The sequence below is a fragment of the Crocosphaera chwakensis CCY0110 genome, from assembly GCF_000169335.1.
Taxonomy (GTDB): Bacteria; Cyanobacteriota; Cyanobacteriia; order Cyanobacteriales; family Microcystaceae; genus Crocosphaera; species Crocosphaera chwakensis.
Window position 1 is genome coordinate 35,742 of the sequence record NZ_AAXW01000035.1, and the last position, 15,942, is coordinate 51,683.

Consider the following 15,942-nt stretch of genomic DNA (forward strand, 5'->3'; position numbering starts at 1 on the left):
CCCCCGATTCGACCCAATGGGAAAGGATTACAATGACTTAAGTTAAGAAGCGTTTTGTAATAAAATTAATAAAAAAATCTGTGACTACTCGGCAGATAGCAAGAATAATAAAGGTTTACAATTGTAGAGCATTGATAGTACGTCTCCTTTACGAGCGTTGACTAAGCCGAAACCCATCATTCATAGTCTAGCAATTAATTCAAGTAACCGCAACAAATCTTTACTTATCAATAATTCAACTAGGCTCAAACTCTGATGTAGTAATGCTTTTCAAGAAACAACAGCTTACTTTAGAATGGACATATAGTGGTTAACCAGTGAACTATGAAAGCTATTTTAATGAAAACATCCGGTGAGCCTGATGTTTTAACCTTAACAGAAATTTCTCAACCAACTATTAATAGTCCCACCACAATTCTAATTAAGCTCAAAGCAGCCGGTATTAACCCCATTGATACCAAATTACGGCAAAGAGGGACATTTTATCCTGAGGAAATGCCCGCCGTTTTGGGCTGTGACGGTGCTGGTATTGTTGAAGCGATTGGATCAGAAGTAACACGGTTTCAACCAGGGGACGAGGTTTATTTTTGCGCTGGTGGGCTAGGCAAAATAGGAACAGGTAATTATGCTGAGTATGCTGTTGTCGAAGAACATCGTGTGGCGTTAAAACCTACAACCCTATCCTTTCCTGAAGCAGCGGCCGCCCCTTTAGTTTTGATTACCGCTTGGGAGGCACTTTATGATCGAGCCAGATTAACCCCAGGACAAACCGTATTAATACATGGAGGTGCAGGTGGTGTAGGTCATGTAGCCATTCAATTAGCGAAACTGAAAGGTGCTAAAGTTTGCACTACTGTCGGATCAACAGATAAAGCCCGATTAGTGCGTCAATTTGGTGCTGATGAACCCATTTTGTACAAAAAAACAGATTTTGTAGAATCTGTGTTAAGTTGGACCGATGGACAAGGAGTAGATGTGGCCTTTGATACCGTTGGCGGTCAAACCTTTTTCGATACTTGTGGTGCCGTTAAAGTGTATGGGGATATTGTTACCATTTTGCAACCGGATTCAAGCATCGGTAACTTAAAAGTTGCTCGGACGCGCAACTTGCGCTTAGGCTTAGAATTAATGTTGACCCCGGCCTTGATGGGATTAAAAGAGGGTCAAACCCATCAGATGTCTATTCTCGAACAATGTGCCACTTTTATTGATGAGGGGAAATTGACCCTACATTTGAGCCAAACTTTTCCCCTAGAAGAAACTGTCACTGCCCACAAAGCCTTAGAAGCAGGGTCAAACACAGGAAAAATAGCCCTAACCATAGTCTAACTAGGCCACTTGGGTTTCTAACAGCGATCCTAACTGTTGAATCCCTTTTTTGAGGTGGCGTGTTACCGTCATGGGACTAATCCCGATTTGTTTGGCTGCTTCCTTGCGAGGCAATTCGTTTAAAAAGACACATTCGATCGCTGCTTTGGTTTTCTCTTCGAGTTGACCTAAAGCCCGTTGTAATTGTAAGCGATCTTCTTCTAATTTTTGTTTAGCTTGATAGTCTTGATCCGGTAACGTATCCCCAAAACTAATCGAACAATCCACATTCTGACTAATCGTTGCATCTAAACTAACTAAAAGGCGATTTTGCAGAGCCAGTTGACATTCATTCCATTCTTTGAGGGGAACCTCTAAAGCGTTAGCGATTTCCTGATCGGTCGGAGGACGTTTGAGACTTACGGTTAATTGTTTGCGTATTTTTTTGGCTTTGTTATGAAGTTCTTGCCAACGTCTAGGAATTCTCATCACACTACCTTTATCACGAAGATAATGGAGCATTTCTCCACGAATATAGGGAATAGCAAAAGAACTAAAGGCGCAACCCTGCTGAGGATCAAACCGTTCAATTGCACGAATAAGCCCTAAATAACCAATTTGTTCTAAATCTTCATAAGGTTCTGAACATTGCCGACTAATTCGGTGAGCCACTTGACGTACTAACCCTAAATTACGTTCTACTAATCGATTGCGTAATTCTAAAGAAGGATTACGAGCATAAGCAATTAAAAGCTCCATGCTGTCTATATATTTCTTCTTAGTTGCTTGATTATAGTGGGTCATAGTTTTACATCCAAAATGGTTTTTAAAGGGCAAAATAATAAGGAGATTAGGTAAAATTCCCTTGCTAACAAAACAGTGTTTGACTCATCTCGATTAATTAGATAGCTGTGAACTACTGTTTTTAGGTTTAAAATCCAACTAGGGAATCTTCTCTATATGTTCTTATTGTCCTTCTCAGAGAAATTCCCTACTATCGGCATTACACGGAAATCTTGAGCATCGTCCTAAAATTACTCTGCATAAATACGTAAATTAACCCCGTGGTACTTTACTAACTATTAATTTCGGCCATAGAAAATCCAAAAGTATCGAAGACCGCCTAGAAAATTTTGCCTACATAAGGAGTCCAACAGTCAAACTACCACACTGTCGGTATTCGGTATTCTTTACTAGCCAATTGCTGCGAATGTTAGCTATAAAATGTAAGTAGTTATTCAAGTTATCTGTTTAATCAGTAGAGAAAAATCATATGAGTAATACCAGTAACTTTCGTAATGCCATTAGGGAAGCCAAGGGTCAATCCCTTGTAGGTCCTAATGTGATCGCCAATGCTTTACCCTTTGTGGGTGGTGGCTTAGTTTTAACGGCTGTGGGAACTTATGGAGGGTTAGGAGTTCTTCGATCTTTCCCCAATCTCTTTTTCCCCACTTTTTTCGTGGCTATTGTTTTAGAATTAGGTCTCTTTTTCGTTGCTCGCAATATCGCTGAGAAAGGGAATAACAGCACTGCTTTACCTTTATTAGCTTTATATAGTCTCTTATCAGGCTATACTCTGAGCGGTTTAGTTTTTCTGGCTTTAAGAACCCAAGGAGTAGGCATACAAGGAATTGCGATCGCTGCTTTGGGTTGTGGGATCACGTTTGTATTTGCCCGTAGCGTGGGGTCAAATCTATCGGATGAAGACGGGATGGCCTTAACTAAAACCATCGGCTTAGGGATCATCGCTCTATTGGTGGTGGTCTTTGGCCAGTTCATTTTTGCCTTATTCGGAGTTTATACCCCTAGCTGGCTTGAAATCGCTATTTCTGGCTTAGGAGTTCTCCTATTTGTCGGGGCTGCAGTGGTTGATTTTTATATTCTTCCTCGTACCTATCGGGATGAACAGTATCTTCCTGCTGCTTTGTCGATGTATTTAACCTACATCAATCTCTTTATCTTCATTTTACGCTTGCTCATTGCCATTAATGGCCGTGACTAACTCAGTGTAGATTACTAATTAAGGAAGCAGGGGAGAAAAGTTGGTCGCAATTTCTCCCCTTTGCGTTAAATTAGTAAAGTAAAGAAATGTAAATAAAATCAGTAAAGAGAAAATCTATGAGTGATCCTTCTACCCAACCCAGTCAAACCCCTGACCTCGAAGAACCTAAATTTGGTTTTAACGATTATGCAGAGCGGTTAAATGGTCGTGCTGCTATGGTTGGTTTCTTATTAATTTTGGTCATTGAATACTTGACAGGACAAGGTTTATTATCTTGGTTAGGGTTACAATAAACAAAAGTTCTAGAACTTGTAAGCTTTTGAAACCTTCAAGGGAAAAACGTTGGTAAGGGAGACTGAAAACTTTAACTCCCTCACCCTCTCACTCTCAGTTTATTCTTTACTGTTTATATAAAGATTCGATAATATACGGAGACTTAACCTAAGTAAGCTACCGTAAAAGTTACTCTAATCTCCGCAATTTTTACAGTCTATTTTGTAGTAAGTAAGATAAGCTGAAATTAGATTGGATATTTTATAGATATAATTACCATGAACATTTTATTACCTCGTGTTCTGAAAACCCTTTACCGCAAAGAACCTATCTCTAGTTTTATTCTTGTGGTTGGGGCTGTGGATGCAGTGATGGGAGGAGTCGGCCAACGATGGTCATTATTCTCTTTTGGGTTACTCATTGTCTCTCTGTCGATTATTTTAAGGTGGTGGCAAGTACAGAAAGCCCAACCCATTACGACAGAAGATAAGCCAAGACGTTATTTGCCTCCGAGTTCTTCAACCATGCCGTTACCTTTGTTGACTCATGATAAATCCCGTCGTTAAGCAAAAAGCTCTCAAAGTAGATACAATAGGCATAAAAAAATAAGCTAAGAAGACCCCCTATTGTGCCATGAAGTATCAACACGGACAGAAATCAACAGTCATACCCTTGGGACTGATGTTAATGACTTTAGTTCTTGTAGGTCAGGGATGGGTACTTCCTAGTTATGGTCAATTAATTCGTCAACAAAGAGAAGCCTTAGAAGAACAGCAAATTGAATCGGTTAACTTGGGTATTCGGTTAAAACATCGTTTAGCTGGTCATACGACTCCTATTCGCTCTTTGGCGTTTAGCCCAAATGGTAAAACCGTGATCAGTGGTGGGGGAACGAATGAACCCTTTTTAAAATTTTGGTCTATTGAAGATGGGGACGAAGTCGATACCCTTCGCGCGCAAAGTTCAGCTATTTTAACCTTAAAGGTATCTCCCAACGGAAAAACCTTGGTAAGTAGTGGAGAAGATGCGGATCTCCATTTCTGGGTTTGGCCCGACAAAAATAGTAAAGTTAGTTTTTTTGACCACTACAGCTATGTTTTAGATTTAGTGGTTACTCCCGATAGTCAATTGGTAATTACAGGCGCTTTAGATGGTCTTCGGGTTTGGACATTAGACCCGCCTCACTTTCTCTATCAACTCGAAGATTTTGGCACTCCAGCTTATGCTTTAGCTGTTCACCCCAATGGGTATTTAGTAGCCAGTGGTGATGATAAAGGGATGGTAAGATTTTGGAATTTAAGAGATAAAACTATCGTCTCAAAATTCCAGGCACACTCTCAAACCATTTCTGGTTTAGTGGTGACTCCCGATCAAAGAAGATTGATTACCTCTAGTTATGATAGCACCATTAAAATTTGGGATTTAGCAAGTGGTGATTTGTTGGATACTTGGAGGGGACATAAAGGAAAAATTCAGTCCATTGCCCTTAGTCCTAACGGTAAAGTGTTAGCGAGTGCTAGTATTGACGGGGTAAGGCTGTGGAATGTAGACACAGGGCGATTATTACGTCATTTTAAAGATCATGCAGATTGGGTTAATGTAGTCGCTTTTAGTCCCGATGGGCAATATTTAGCTTCTGGTGGATTTGATAAAGTGGTTAATCTCTGGGAAATTTCCCCCACTTTTTACGAATCATTAACGTTACCCAGATTTTCTAGATAGATTATTGCTATTCTATGGCTCAAGATCAAAAGCATCCCCAAGAACAACGCGATCGCCAAATCGTTAATGAGTTATTAATGGGCGATCCCAATGACCACAACTTAGCAGAATTGGCTCGGCTTCGTATCCGTTATTGTAATTTTCCAGGAGCTAGACAATTAAGCCAAGATTTAGATTTAATTCTAGAACAATGGCAATTAGCAGAAGCAGATTTATTCGAGAAAACTCGTCAACTTCATGAAAAAGGAAAGGTTTATAAACGTGCTTCTAATGAAGATGTGCAAGATTGGACTTAGGTCGAACTCAATTGATGAGTTATTATGATAAAGCATAAATCATAGAGATTGAATGAACCCTGATGCCCTGCAACAACTCCTCAACGCTATCGCCACAGGAGAGATAAGCCCTGATACCGCCCTTGAAACGCTCAAACACCTCAATTTTGAACCAGTGGCGGACTTTGCTAAAGTTGACCATCATCGTCATCTAAGGACAGGATTTCCTGAAGTCATTTGGGGACCAGGAAAAACCCCAGAACAGATAATACAAATTATGACCACCATGGCCCGCCATTCTCCGGTGGTGATGGCCACTCGCATTGAACCTGCGATCGCAGAACAACTTGAAGCGGAAATTTCTTCTTTAATCTACTATCCCACGGCTCGTATTTGTGTCCTACAAACCGGTGAACTGCCCTCTCAAGGCACAGGTGTCGTTTCTATCTTAACCGCAGGTACAGCGGATTTACCAGTAGCAGAAGAAGCAGCGATTACAGCGCAATTCTGTGGCTTTCAAACCCAACGTCTCTGGGATGTGGGAGTTGCCGGTATTCATCGCTTATTAAGTCACCGAGACTTATTGAGTAAAGCAGATGTCATTATTGTAGTAGCAGGAATGGAAGGAGCCTTACCTAGTGTGGTAGCGGGTATGGTAGATTGTCCTGTGATCGGTGTCCCTACCAGTGTGGGTTACGGAACCAGTTTCGGAGGAGTCGCACCTTTATTAACCATGTTAAATTCCTGTGCAACGGGTATCGGTGTTGTTAATATTGATAACGGTTTTGGGGCGGCCATTTTAGCCGGGCAAATTATACGCACCGCTAGGCGTATTAGTTCTCGTTGAACAGGGTGTAGGGTGTAGGGTGTAGGGAGCAGAGGAGCAGAGGAGCAGGGAGCAGGGCTTTAACTTGCGTTGCCTATTGCCTAAAGTTAAGAAATGGTAAAAAGTTGCTGAGCAACAATTCTCAATCTCAAAGTTATTATAGAATACTATTGAGAATAGTTATTATTAGCTTCAGGACAATAATTAATTGATGAGGTTAACTATCCTCAAGCCTCTGAAAAAATAGTGAGGTTAAGACTGTGAACATCGCTATTTTAATTAATTAAACAACATTTACCTTGTTTAATTCGAGTTTTCTCTGGCGGACAATTGATTACTAAACATTACCTTTCTCAATCTTGAGAAAAACGTCGATGATTCGACCTCATTAAACTCAGTTAATGAAAGAAATTATTGATTAAAACTGTGTCAATTTTTGAGAATTCACCATGAAATTATTAAACCTCAAACCAGGACATTCAGGAATTATCCGTACCCTCAATATCGATGATCCTGGATTGTCTCGTCGTCTAGAAGCAATGGGTTTCATTGCCGGTCAAGAAGTCAAACTATTGCGTAAAGCCTGGTGGAATGGCCCTCTTCATGTGCGTGTAGGCATAACCACAGAAGTTGCCATGCGACGGCATGAAGCCGAAGGCATAGAAATAGAACCCAGTGTCAACTAATCGTAGAGGAGAAACAAATCAATGACCCATTGTCATAGTCCGGGAAGAGCAACCTTATCCCCAGAACTAACCACCAAGCGCGTCAGTGTGATGGGAATGCCCAATGTAGGGAAATCTACCCTATTTAACCAGATTACTGGAGCCAGTGCTTTTGTGGGCAACTGGCCAGGGGTAACAGTGGACTTATTAGAAGCAGAGGTTGAGCTTAACGGGAAAACCGTTGAGTTTGTGGACTTACCGGGAATTTATGATTTAGAAGGCTACTCGGAAGATGAACGGGTAGTACAAGGTTTTTTTGAACGCTTTCCAATTAACCTTGTCTTAGTGGTGCTGAATGCAGGACAGATTGATCGTCAGATTAGATTAGCCCTACAGGTGAAAGCGTTAGGCATACCTGGAATGTTGATCCTCAACATGGCAGACGAAGCTGAACATTTTAACATCAAGATCAATGCTGAGAAACTCGAAGAAAAGCTAGGAATGCCCGTCGTCTTAGTAAGTGCCAAATATAATCGGGGCATTATCCAAGCTAAACATAGGATTAGTCATGTTTTAAGTCAAAGTCAAGAAGTTACCTCTCCCGACGATCTGACAATCAAAATAGAAGCCCATGAACCAATTGCCCCCTCTGCGATCGCAGAGGTGTTAGAAGAAACCGTTGAGATGCCCTCTCAATTGTATCGAACCTTTACCCAACGTCTCGATAGTTTATTATTGCATCCTATTATTGGTTTACCCTTATTTTTCCTGACCATTTACCTAATGTTTCAGTTTGTCTGGGAGGTTGGACTACCGTCTCAAGATTTTGCTGATGCGTTCACCAGTTGGTTACAAGCGATCGCTATTGAGCCGTTAACCGCAGGATTACCCGATTTTTTACGAGGATTTATCGTTGACGGACTCTATGGAGGATTAGCCACCGTTATTTCTTTCGTTCCCTTGGTGGTGGTGTTTTTCTTCATGATGGCCATTATTGAAGACAGTGGTTACTTTTCTCGTGCTGCTTATATGATGGACTCGATCATGTACCGTTTAGGGTTAGATGGTCGCAGTTTTGTGCTATTAATTATGGGCTTTGGTTGTAATATTCCTGCTGTCATGGGTGCCAGGGTAATGCGATCGCGATCTTTGCGTTTTTTAACTATTTTAATCATGCCCTTTGCCTTGTGTTCAGCGCGGTTAACGGTGTTTGTCTTTATCATCGATGCCTTATTTGATCGCACCTGGGGGCCATTGGTGTTACTGTCCCTCTACATGATCAGCTTTTTAGTGGCATTGGCCACAGGTTTTTTAATGAAGGGACAGTTTGCTAGTCAAGAACCCTTTGTTATCGAGTTGCCTCCTTATCGCTTCCCCACTTTAAAACAAATTTGGTTAAGAGGTTGGGGCGAATTAAGAGTATTTCTGCGCCGAGCTACCGGGTTTATTACCGCCGGAGTTGTGGGGGTTTGGTTGATGTCCAACTTACCCCAAGGAACAGCTAATCCCATTGGTAACGCAGGGTTAACGTTAGCAGTGGGGGTTCCCTTAATTTTTGGTATGGTGACAGGAGGCGACGCAGTGAAAGCGTTTCTCCAGCAAGCCGGCGTTTGGATCGTTGTTGGGGTTTTAGCTGTGTTATTATTAACCAACTTACCCGGTACCGGAGATCAAAGTTATGCCGTGCGGTTAGGGGAGTTTTTTGCTCCGGTTCTCAGTCCTATTGGTATTCCTGAAGAATTGACCATTGCTTTAGTTTTTGGCTTTATTGCTAAAGAGATTGTGGTGGGATCGTTAGCAACCATTTACAGTTTATCTGAGCCAAGTGCCATTCAAGCCACTATTGCTCAAACCATTTCACCCATTCAAGCCTATAGTTTCATGTTATTTTGTTTGCTCTATAGTCCTTGTGTGGCAACCTTAGCCACCATTCGCAGTGAAGCCAAAAATGTCAGTTTTACCTTTTTCTCTGTGGTTTATGGCTTGGTGTTGGCTTGGATAGTTAGTTTCATGTTTTATCAAGGTGCTAATTTACTCAGTAATGTTTAATTCTTGATGACTAACAAGGGTAGGCTCACATCTTGCACCAGTACAAATAGACTCAATAGAAAAACAAAAAAAATCAATTCTAAGACAGTTAAAGTCAAAATAAATCCCTATACCCTACACCCTTTCACTACTAGCCAATTTTAAACAAGATGCAAGATGTGAGTAGGGATAACTTACCCCCTTCAGTGATTATTAAGTATAAACTTTTAAACATGGTCAGGATGAGGGCCTACATCCAGCATTTTCTTTTGGCCGTTTTTTCCCTAGGGCGAGAACCTGTCAAACGCATTAAGATCATCTTCCATACTGCTCATCACTGACTGGTTCCATCCAATCCACCACCCTACCGTCAAGCTGTTCTTGAATCGCAATGTGTGTCATTGCTGTGGTTGGGGTTGCCCCGTGCCAGTGTTTTTGTCCTGACGGAATACGAACAACATCACCAGATTTGATTTCTTTAACCTGGCCGTCCCAAGACTGAACCCAACCCACACCAGAAGTCACGATGAGGATCTGACCTAATGGGTGGCTGTGCCAAGCTGTACGCGCACCAGGGGCAAAGGTGACGCTAGCACTACTCACCCGTGATGGTTCGCGCACCTCGACCAACGGGTCAATCAGCGCAAAACCCGTAAAATATTCGGTGGAACCGACTTGTGAAGACTGCGAGCCGTTTCGGATGACCTCGATCGCCTGTTCGGGTTCAGCATCGCTCGATGAAACTTGTGCCTGACCCGGTTGGGCAAGTCCTAAACTCAGCATCAGAGCCAATGACAAAATTGCTACTGTCAGTAATTTCATTTTTGTTCTCCGTAATTTTGGATTGAGTCGCAGAGATTCTTCACCAAGGCTGCGTCGTTGGGCCAATGGTAAATTCGCTGAGGTTGGTGTCTTCTGGCTGGTCAATGGCAAACGCTACAACACTAGCGATGCGATCGGCTGAAATACCATGTTTTTCATACAACGCTGTCATCTTTTCAGCCGTATCTGAGTCAGTAATCTCATCTAACAACTCAGTGTTGATGGCAGCCGGATAAAGGGTCGCAGTCCGAATATTAGTCCCCTCTTGAGCAGACTCCATACGTAGAACTTCCATTAACTCGCGCACGAACCATTTTGTCCCCCCATAGACTGCATTCGCTGGATAAGCTTTTAATCCAGCAACTGACGAAGTTGCGATGACATGGCCAGATTTTTGGTTGATAAACGTTGGCAAGACAGCAGCGAGACCATTGAGAACGCCCTTGATATTAATATCAACCGTTTGATTCCATTCCTGCGTTTTCAAGGCAGATAGGGGAGAACTGGGCATGATGCCAGCGTTCAAGAAAATTGCATCGATGCCTCCAAAAGTTTCCTTGGCAAGCTTGGCGATCGCCTCGTTATCCGATGAGTTAACTACATCCATCACCTGATAAACAGCTTGTCCGCCAGCATTTTGAATGTCATCAACTAGCTGTTTTAGTTTTTGCTCACGCCGTGCGCCCAACACGACTTTAGCACCTTTGCTGGCCAGCAATTTCGCAGTAGCTTCACCAATTCCGGATGATGCACCAGTAATAATCACAACTTTGTCTTTAATCATTGTATTCCTCTTTTTGTTGAGTAACTGTCTTTTGCTTCTATCATCACTACACCGTTTGACCACCATCGACCACCAGAGCGTGTCCGACGACAAAAGAAGACGCATCTGAACACAGCCAGACAACAGCATTGGCGATCTCTTCGGGCTGTCCGACCCTGCCAATTGGCTCTTGGGAAACCACTTTGTGACGGCCTTCGGCAGTACCGCCAGTGAAGCGATCCATCATTGATGTGTTAATGTAACCGGGTGCAACGGCGTTAATGCGGATGTTCTGTGAGGCATAGTCGAGGGCTGCTGCTTTGGTGAGACCAATCAAGCCGTGCTTGGCAGCCGTGTATGCGGCTCCGCTCTTGATGCCTATAACCCCGGCACCCGATGATGTATTCACAATCGCTCCGCCACCTTGCTTGAGTAGTAAAGGGATTTCATATTTCATGCACAGAAAAACGCCACGCAGATTGGTATCGACGATCCGATCCCACTCTTGCTCTTCAATTTCGGCGGTTGCGGCCTTCTTCTGCTCCACCCCTGCGTTGTTAAAGGCGAAGTCCAACCGTCCGAAGCTTTCAATCGTCTTGTCTAGAGCGGACTTCACGGACTCAGTTTGAGTCACATCACACTTGACGGCGATCGCTTGTCCCCCCATTTCCTCAATCAAACGGGTTGTTTCTTGATTGCCTTGTTCTGAAATGTCAGCGACTACTACGTTAACCCCCTCACGGGCAAACGCCAGTGCTGTAGCTCGACCGATGCCACTTGCTGCTCCAGTCACAAATGCAACTTTTCCTCTGTCGTCTTCGCTCTCATTCATCATCACTATTTTTCTCCTTTGTCGGTGGATAGCTTGCAGACGAATCCTGTTCTAATTGAACAGATTTTCTAATTGACTAAAAATCCAGAACGCCTACAAAAAGCTATAATTCTATTTTGTTGTCATAGCTTTATTCTAGGAATCTTGAAAGAAAAGCAATAGGCTAATCCTCTGAGATTATTAAACAATCCTGCAAACTTATGGTAATTTTGATCAAAGCCACGCTAGATTTTCATAGAGAACTGGTATAACTTAAAAGACTATAGATCACGGTTACAAAAGAAACAGTTACCGCAAGAAATCGTAAAATGTTAATTCTAGAAAAGTCGGTTAAATAGCTTTAAGGTTTAAGGACAACTTTAATACAATTATCTTTCTTATCCCGAAAGATTTTATAAGCGTCGGGTGCTTCTTCTAGGGACAAACGATGAGTAATCACAAAAGTTGGATCAATGTCACCTTTCTCAATACGTTCCAATAAAGGACGCAAATATTTATGAACATGAGTTTGACCCGAACGCATGGTTAATCCTTTGTTAACAAAAGCTCCCATCGGCATTTTATCGATAAATCCCCCATAAACCCCAGGAACTGATACTTTGCCTCCTTTTCGACAAGCTGCGATCGCCTGTCTTAACACTAAAGGTCGTCCTGTTTCCATGCGAATCGCTTGTTTAACCGTGTCGTACATGGCCATCACCCCTGTACCATGGGCTTCCATCCCCACTGCATCAATGCAACAATCAGGGCCTCGTCCCCCTGTCATTTCTTTGAGGGCAACACCGGCATCCATTTCTTCATAATTGAGAATTTCAGCACCTCCTGCCTCAGCTAATGCTAAACGTTCAGGGATACGGTCAATAGCAATCACCCGTTCTGCCCCTAACATCAGTGCGCTACGGATGGCAAACTGACCCACTGGGCCACACCCCCAAACCGCGACAATTTCTCCTGGTTGAATATCACAGTTTTCGGCGGCCATATAACCGGTAGGGAAAATATCCGTTAAAAAGAGAACCTGTTCATCGCTTAAGCTTTCTGGTACTTTGAGGGGGCCAATATCAGCAAAAGGAACTCTAACATATTCAGCTTGTCCTCCGGCGTAACCCCCTAAGAGGTGAGAGTAACCAAACAACCCAGAAGGAGAATGACCATAAAATTTTTCGGCCATCCAAGCATTGGGATTAGAATTATCGCACAACGACCACAGATCACGGTTACAGAAGAAACAGTTACCGCAAGAAATGGTAAAAGGAACCACCACGCGATCGCCTTTTTTTAAATTCTTGACCTCCGAACCTGTTTCGACCACTTCACCCATAAATTCATGACCGAGGATATCCCCTGACTGCATTGTGGGAATATAGCCATCATACAGATGTAAATCAGAACCACAAATGGCAGTAGAGGTAACTTTAATAATGGCATCACGGGGATTCAAAATTTTGGGGTCTGGAACATTATCAACCCGAACATCTTGGCTTCCGTGCCAGCATACGGCTTTCATGGTAAATTCTCCTGGTGTTTATTAATTTTCCGAAGATGTCAGCTTTTAAGCTTTTACTTGAGTTTGAGTTAGCAATTGATATAGCAATTCTCGGACTCATGAGGCACACGTAACTCCTGCCTTCTGCCTCAAAGCGATAACCTTTGTACCTTACAAGCAAGGGAACTGCTATACTTTATACTCCCCACAAGTTTCAATAAAAATGTTAATTCTAGAAAAGAATGGAAGCTTTCTGCTAATCTCAAACTCAGATAACATTGATTGTTATTCTTTGTTATAACGGTTCAAACTTTAATTTTTCTGATTTTTCTTATCAATAGGTGCAGTATTGGGTGATGTTTCGCTCAATTGATCTCTAAGCTGTTTCATCTTACTTTTACTACTTTTTTTCGGTTGTGGTGTATTTTTTCCATCTTTTAAAATAGCTGATTCAACGCCACCGGGTAAATTTTCAGTACCGACAGAATTACGAGTTTGATTAACAGTGTTATTTTGACCAGTTTCAGAATGACTAGAGTTAACTGCGTGAGCCAGTTGAATCGGATAAATAGCAAGGCTACACAGTAAAATAACAGTGACTATGCCAACTTTTAACCAACGTTGGAATAAATTGTTTGTCAAAAAAACAAGCAACTGGGGGTTATTTTTTGTTTTATTAGGGTTTAAATGAGAAAAAATTAAACCAAAAATCTTATACATAATGATTCGCTCCAAAATTTTAGATAATAACTTTACTTTCCTTGAGATTGTCCTTCAATGGTTGCAATTTCTCCTGCTTCCATTAACTGTTTAAAGCGGTTAAGTTCATCTCCAATCTGTTGTTCAGGTTCTTCTCCAAACAGTTTGGCGATCGCTGCTGAGATCGCACCCCCAGGAGGCTGATATTCCATAACCACTTTGACCTCTGTTCCTCGTCCACCTGTTGCTGGTTGAAAGCGGACAAAGCCAGAATTTTCGATATTTGCCCCTTCATCCGATGTCCAAGCAATAAGATGATTGGGTTCATCGTTGATAACTATGGCATCCCATTCAATCGTTTCATTAAGTGGGGCGTTAGCTACCCAATGGGAATGACGTTCATCTTTGACCATAACGGATTGTAGATGAGTCATAAAACGGGGTAAATTTTCAAAGTTGCGCCAGAAATGATACAAATCTTCGGCAGAGCGGTTAATTGTTACCGTTTTTTCCACACGAATAGCATGATCAAGCCCGATAGCATCTTCTACCTGCTTCAAGGTGCTTTTTTTCTGGACTCCTTGATAAACTAAGCCACCTCCGGCCACGGCGGTTAAAATACCTTTTAGCGATCGCTGTTGCAAACCAGCGAGAACCAACGCACCACCGCCAATAATTGAAGTCCACCGTTCCAAGTCTGTAGCCTCTTGCTCAGTTGAAGTCTGGGTACTCAAAGACTTTTCCATATTGACTAATCCTCCTAGGAGTGGTTTTTCCTATGTAGTCACATTAACAGGCAAAAAGAAGCTCTTCTTCTCTCTAAGGAAAGAAACTTGATCGCAATTTTATAGGTTGAGTTGAAGTATGAAACCCAACAATATTAAGGACTTTTCCTTAAACGTCAAGGAGTCAAAAAATTAACATTTTCTTGGAGTAACTTTCAAATACAATGAAAATGGGACAATGACATCAATCACAAAGCGGATGGACTCAGACGGAGGTTTCCTCGCACTGGAAAGCGCACCAAGAGGGTGTTTTTGCATTACTCTATAAAATGAATCTCTTAATAAAATTATATTTTTTTTCTTACAAAGAATTGAGCGTTGATTATTAGTAATTAAGGTAAAAAAATAGCTGCTTTGATTTTTTTTTGCTCGACAACATTGCATAAATAAATGATAATCAAGATTGTATGAGTTGGGTAGAGGAACAAAAACCAACCTATCTACTGTTTAGACCTTTTAAAATTTTACATTGTCTTTACAGAAAATATTTAGCTTGATTGATAGATTTAAGTAAATTAACTATTGAAAAATCTTCTATGAAAAAAACCTTACTCATATTAAGTAGTATAACTCTATTGACTTTAAGCACGAAACCAGCCAAAGCTGGATTAATTGGTTTATACGAATTTAATAGACATCTCCATAATTTAATAAAATCAAAAAAATAGTATAATTAAATACATAATAAATTTCTAAAAGAGGACATGAAAAGTTATACTTGGGCTTATATTCAAAAATATTCTAAACAAACAAAAAGATTATTAGGAATCGACTATCAACAACTCAAACAACTAATCGCTCTAGGAAAGCTTCTCAATCAGAACAATAAAGAAAAAATTGAAAAAACAAAAACCCGAATTAATCAATCAGGAAGTGGAAATCATCCTAAATTATCAGAAGAAGAACAAATAATTCTCATGTTAATTTATCTTCGTCATAATGTAAGCTTTCAATTCTTAGGACTTGTCTTCCAAGTGAGTGAATCAACGGCTCATAATATTTTTACATATTGGCAAAAACTTTTTGAGGGAGAGTTACCTCCAAGTTTGTTAGAACAAGTAAAAAAGTCCCAAGACGAAGAAAAACTTGTGATTGAACAATTAAAAGATTATGAATTGATTGTAGATAGTGCAGAACAGCCTATTGAAAGACCTTTAAACTACCAAGAGCAAAAAAGATACTTTTCAGGAAAGCAAAAAAGACATACTCTTAAAAGTCAGTTTATTGTATTACCAAAAGCTGAGGATATTGTTGATGTAGTTATTGGAAAACCTGGACCAATAAGTGACATAAAAATATGTAGGCAAACTTTAAATAAATTTAAGATAAATCAAACTTTTAGTGGGGACAAAGCCTACATTGGAGAAACTCAAATTACGACTCCGCATAAAAGAGCGAAAAATGGAGAATTAACAGAAAATCAAATAGAAGAAAATAAAGCTTTATCATCTAATCG

17 protein-coding genes are annotated in these 15,942 nt (G+C 41.1%); 10 read left to right on the top strand and 7 right to left on the bottom strand.

The window, feature by feature from the left end; genetic code table 11:
* Positions 1-324 precede the first annotated feature (324 nt).
* Positions 325-1,329 (top strand): zinc-dependent alcohol dehydrogenase family protein, encoded by a 1,005-nt coding sequence (locus CY0110_RS18485; RefSeq protein ID WP_008277042.1) that lies wholly within the window; start codon positions 325-327, stop codon positions 1,327-1,329.
* On the opposite strand, the gene CY0110_RS18490 is transcribed toward CY0110_RS18485, so the two are convergent.
* Positions 1,330-2,112, bottom strand: coding sequence for an RNA polymerase sigma factor SigF (locus tag CY0110_RS18490; RefSeq protein WP_035799949.1), 783 nt, complete (start codon positions 2,110-2,112; stop codon positions 1,330-1,332).
* Between the two features lie 469 nt (positions 2,113-2,581).
* On the opposite strand from CY0110_RS18490, the gene CY0110_RS18495 reads away from it, so the two are divergent.
* The 8 genes from CY0110_RS18495 to feoB all read left to right on the top strand — a co-directional run bounded on the left by CY0110_RS18495 (position 2,582) and on the right by feoB (position 9,120).
* Positions 2,582-3,310 carry a Bax inhibitor-1/YccA family protein gene (locus CY0110_RS18495; protein WP_008277044.1) on the top strand — a complete coding sequence of 243 codons (729 nt, stop codon included), beginning with the start codon at positions 2,582-2,584 and terminating at the stop codon, positions 3,308-3,310.
* A gap of 116 nt (positions 3,311-3,426) precedes the next feature.
* Entirely contained in the window at positions 3,427-3,603 is a 177-nt protein-coding gene (locus CY0110_RS29635) for a chlorophyll a/b-binding protein (protein WP_008277045.1), read from the top strand.
* A gap of 258 nt (positions 3,604-3,861) precedes the next feature.
* The gene (locus CY0110_RS18505; RefSeq protein WP_008277046.1) at positions 3,862-4,149 is read left to right on the top strand and encodes a hypothetical protein; all 288 of its coding nucleotides are present in this window, start codon (positions 3,862-3,864) and stop codon (positions 4,147-4,149) included.
* A gap of 67 nt (positions 4,150-4,216) precedes the next feature.
* The gene (locus CY0110_RS18510; protein ID WP_008277047.1) at positions 4,217-5,305 is read left to right on the top strand and encodes a WD40 repeat domain-containing protein; all 1,089 of its coding nucleotides are present in this window, start codon (positions 4,217-4,219) and stop codon (positions 5,303-5,305) included.
* Between the two features lie 14 nt (positions 5,306-5,319).
* Complete coding sequence (locus CY0110_RS18515) at positions 5,320-5,601, top strand: DUF3288 family protein (protein WP_008277048.1); 282 nt, start codon at positions 5,320-5,322, stop codon at positions 5,599-5,601.
* A 52-nt stretch (positions 5,602-5,653) separates the two neighbouring features.
* Entirely contained in the window at positions 5,654-6,427 is a 774-nt protein-coding gene (larB, locus tag CY0110_RS18520; RefSeq protein WP_008277049.1) for a nickel pincer cofactor biosynthesis protein LarB, read from the top strand.
* Positions 6,428-6,855: 428 nt separating this feature from the next.
* Positions 6,856-7,092 carry a FeoA family protein gene (locus CY0110_RS18525; RefSeq protein WP_008277050.1) on the top strand — a complete coding sequence of 79 codons (237 nt, stop codon included), beginning with the start codon at positions 6,856-6,858 and terminating at the stop codon, positions 7,090-7,092.
* Between the two features lie 21 nt (positions 7,093-7,113).
* Positions 7,114-9,120, top strand: coding sequence for a ferrous iron transporter B (gene feoB / locus CY0110_RS18530; protein WP_008277051.1), 2,007 nt, complete (start codon positions 7,114-7,116; stop codon positions 9,118-9,120).
* A gap of 294 nt (positions 9,121-9,414) precedes the next feature.
* Here the strand turns inward: feoB and CY0110_RS31720 are convergent, their stop codons facing one another.
* The 6 genes from CY0110_RS31720 to CY0110_RS18560 all read right to left on the bottom strand — a co-directional run bounded on the left by CY0110_RS31720 (position 9,415) and on the right by CY0110_RS18560 (position 14,447).
* The gene (locus CY0110_RS31720) at positions 9,415-9,921 is read right to left on the bottom strand and encodes a (R)-mandelonitrile lyase (RefSeq protein ID WP_008277052.1); all 507 of its coding nucleotides are present in this window, start codon (positions 9,919-9,921) and stop codon (positions 9,415-9,417) included.
* A gap of 40 nt (positions 9,922-9,961) precedes the next feature.
* Positions 9,962-10,705, bottom strand: coding sequence for an SDR family oxidoreductase (locus CY0110_RS18540; RefSeq protein WP_008277053.1), 744 nt, complete (start codon positions 10,703-10,705; stop codon positions 9,962-9,964).
* A 46-nt stretch (positions 10,706-10,751) separates the two neighbouring features.
* Positions 10,752-11,519: an SDR family oxidoreductase gene (locus CY0110_RS18545; protein WP_008277054.1), complete on the bottom strand. Its 768-nt coding sequence runs from the start codon at positions 11,517-11,519 to the stop codon at positions 10,752-10,754.
* 337 nt (positions 11,520-11,856) lie between these two features.
* Positions 11,857-13,023, bottom strand: coding sequence for a zinc-dependent alcohol dehydrogenase (locus tag CY0110_RS18550; protein WP_008277055.1), 1,167 nt, complete (start codon positions 13,021-13,023; stop codon positions 11,857-11,859).
* A gap of 291 nt (positions 13,024-13,314) precedes the next feature.
* Entirely contained in the window at positions 13,315-13,722 is a 408-nt protein-coding gene (locus tag CY0110_RS18555) for a hypothetical protein (protein WP_008277056.1), read from the bottom strand.
* A 32-nt stretch (positions 13,723-13,754) separates the two neighbouring features.
* Positions 13,755-14,447 (bottom strand): SRPBCC family protein, encoded by a 693-nt coding sequence (locus CY0110_RS18560; RefSeq protein ID WP_008277057.1) that lies wholly within the window; start codon positions 14,445-14,447, stop codon positions 13,755-13,757.
* Positions 14,448-15,190: 743 nt separating this feature from the next.
* Here CY0110_RS18560 and CY0110_RS18565 point away from each other — a divergent pair.
* The coding region (locus CY0110_RS18565; protein ID WP_008277058.1) for a transposase family protein at positions 15,191-15,942 on the top strand (752 nt) is incomplete at its 3' end.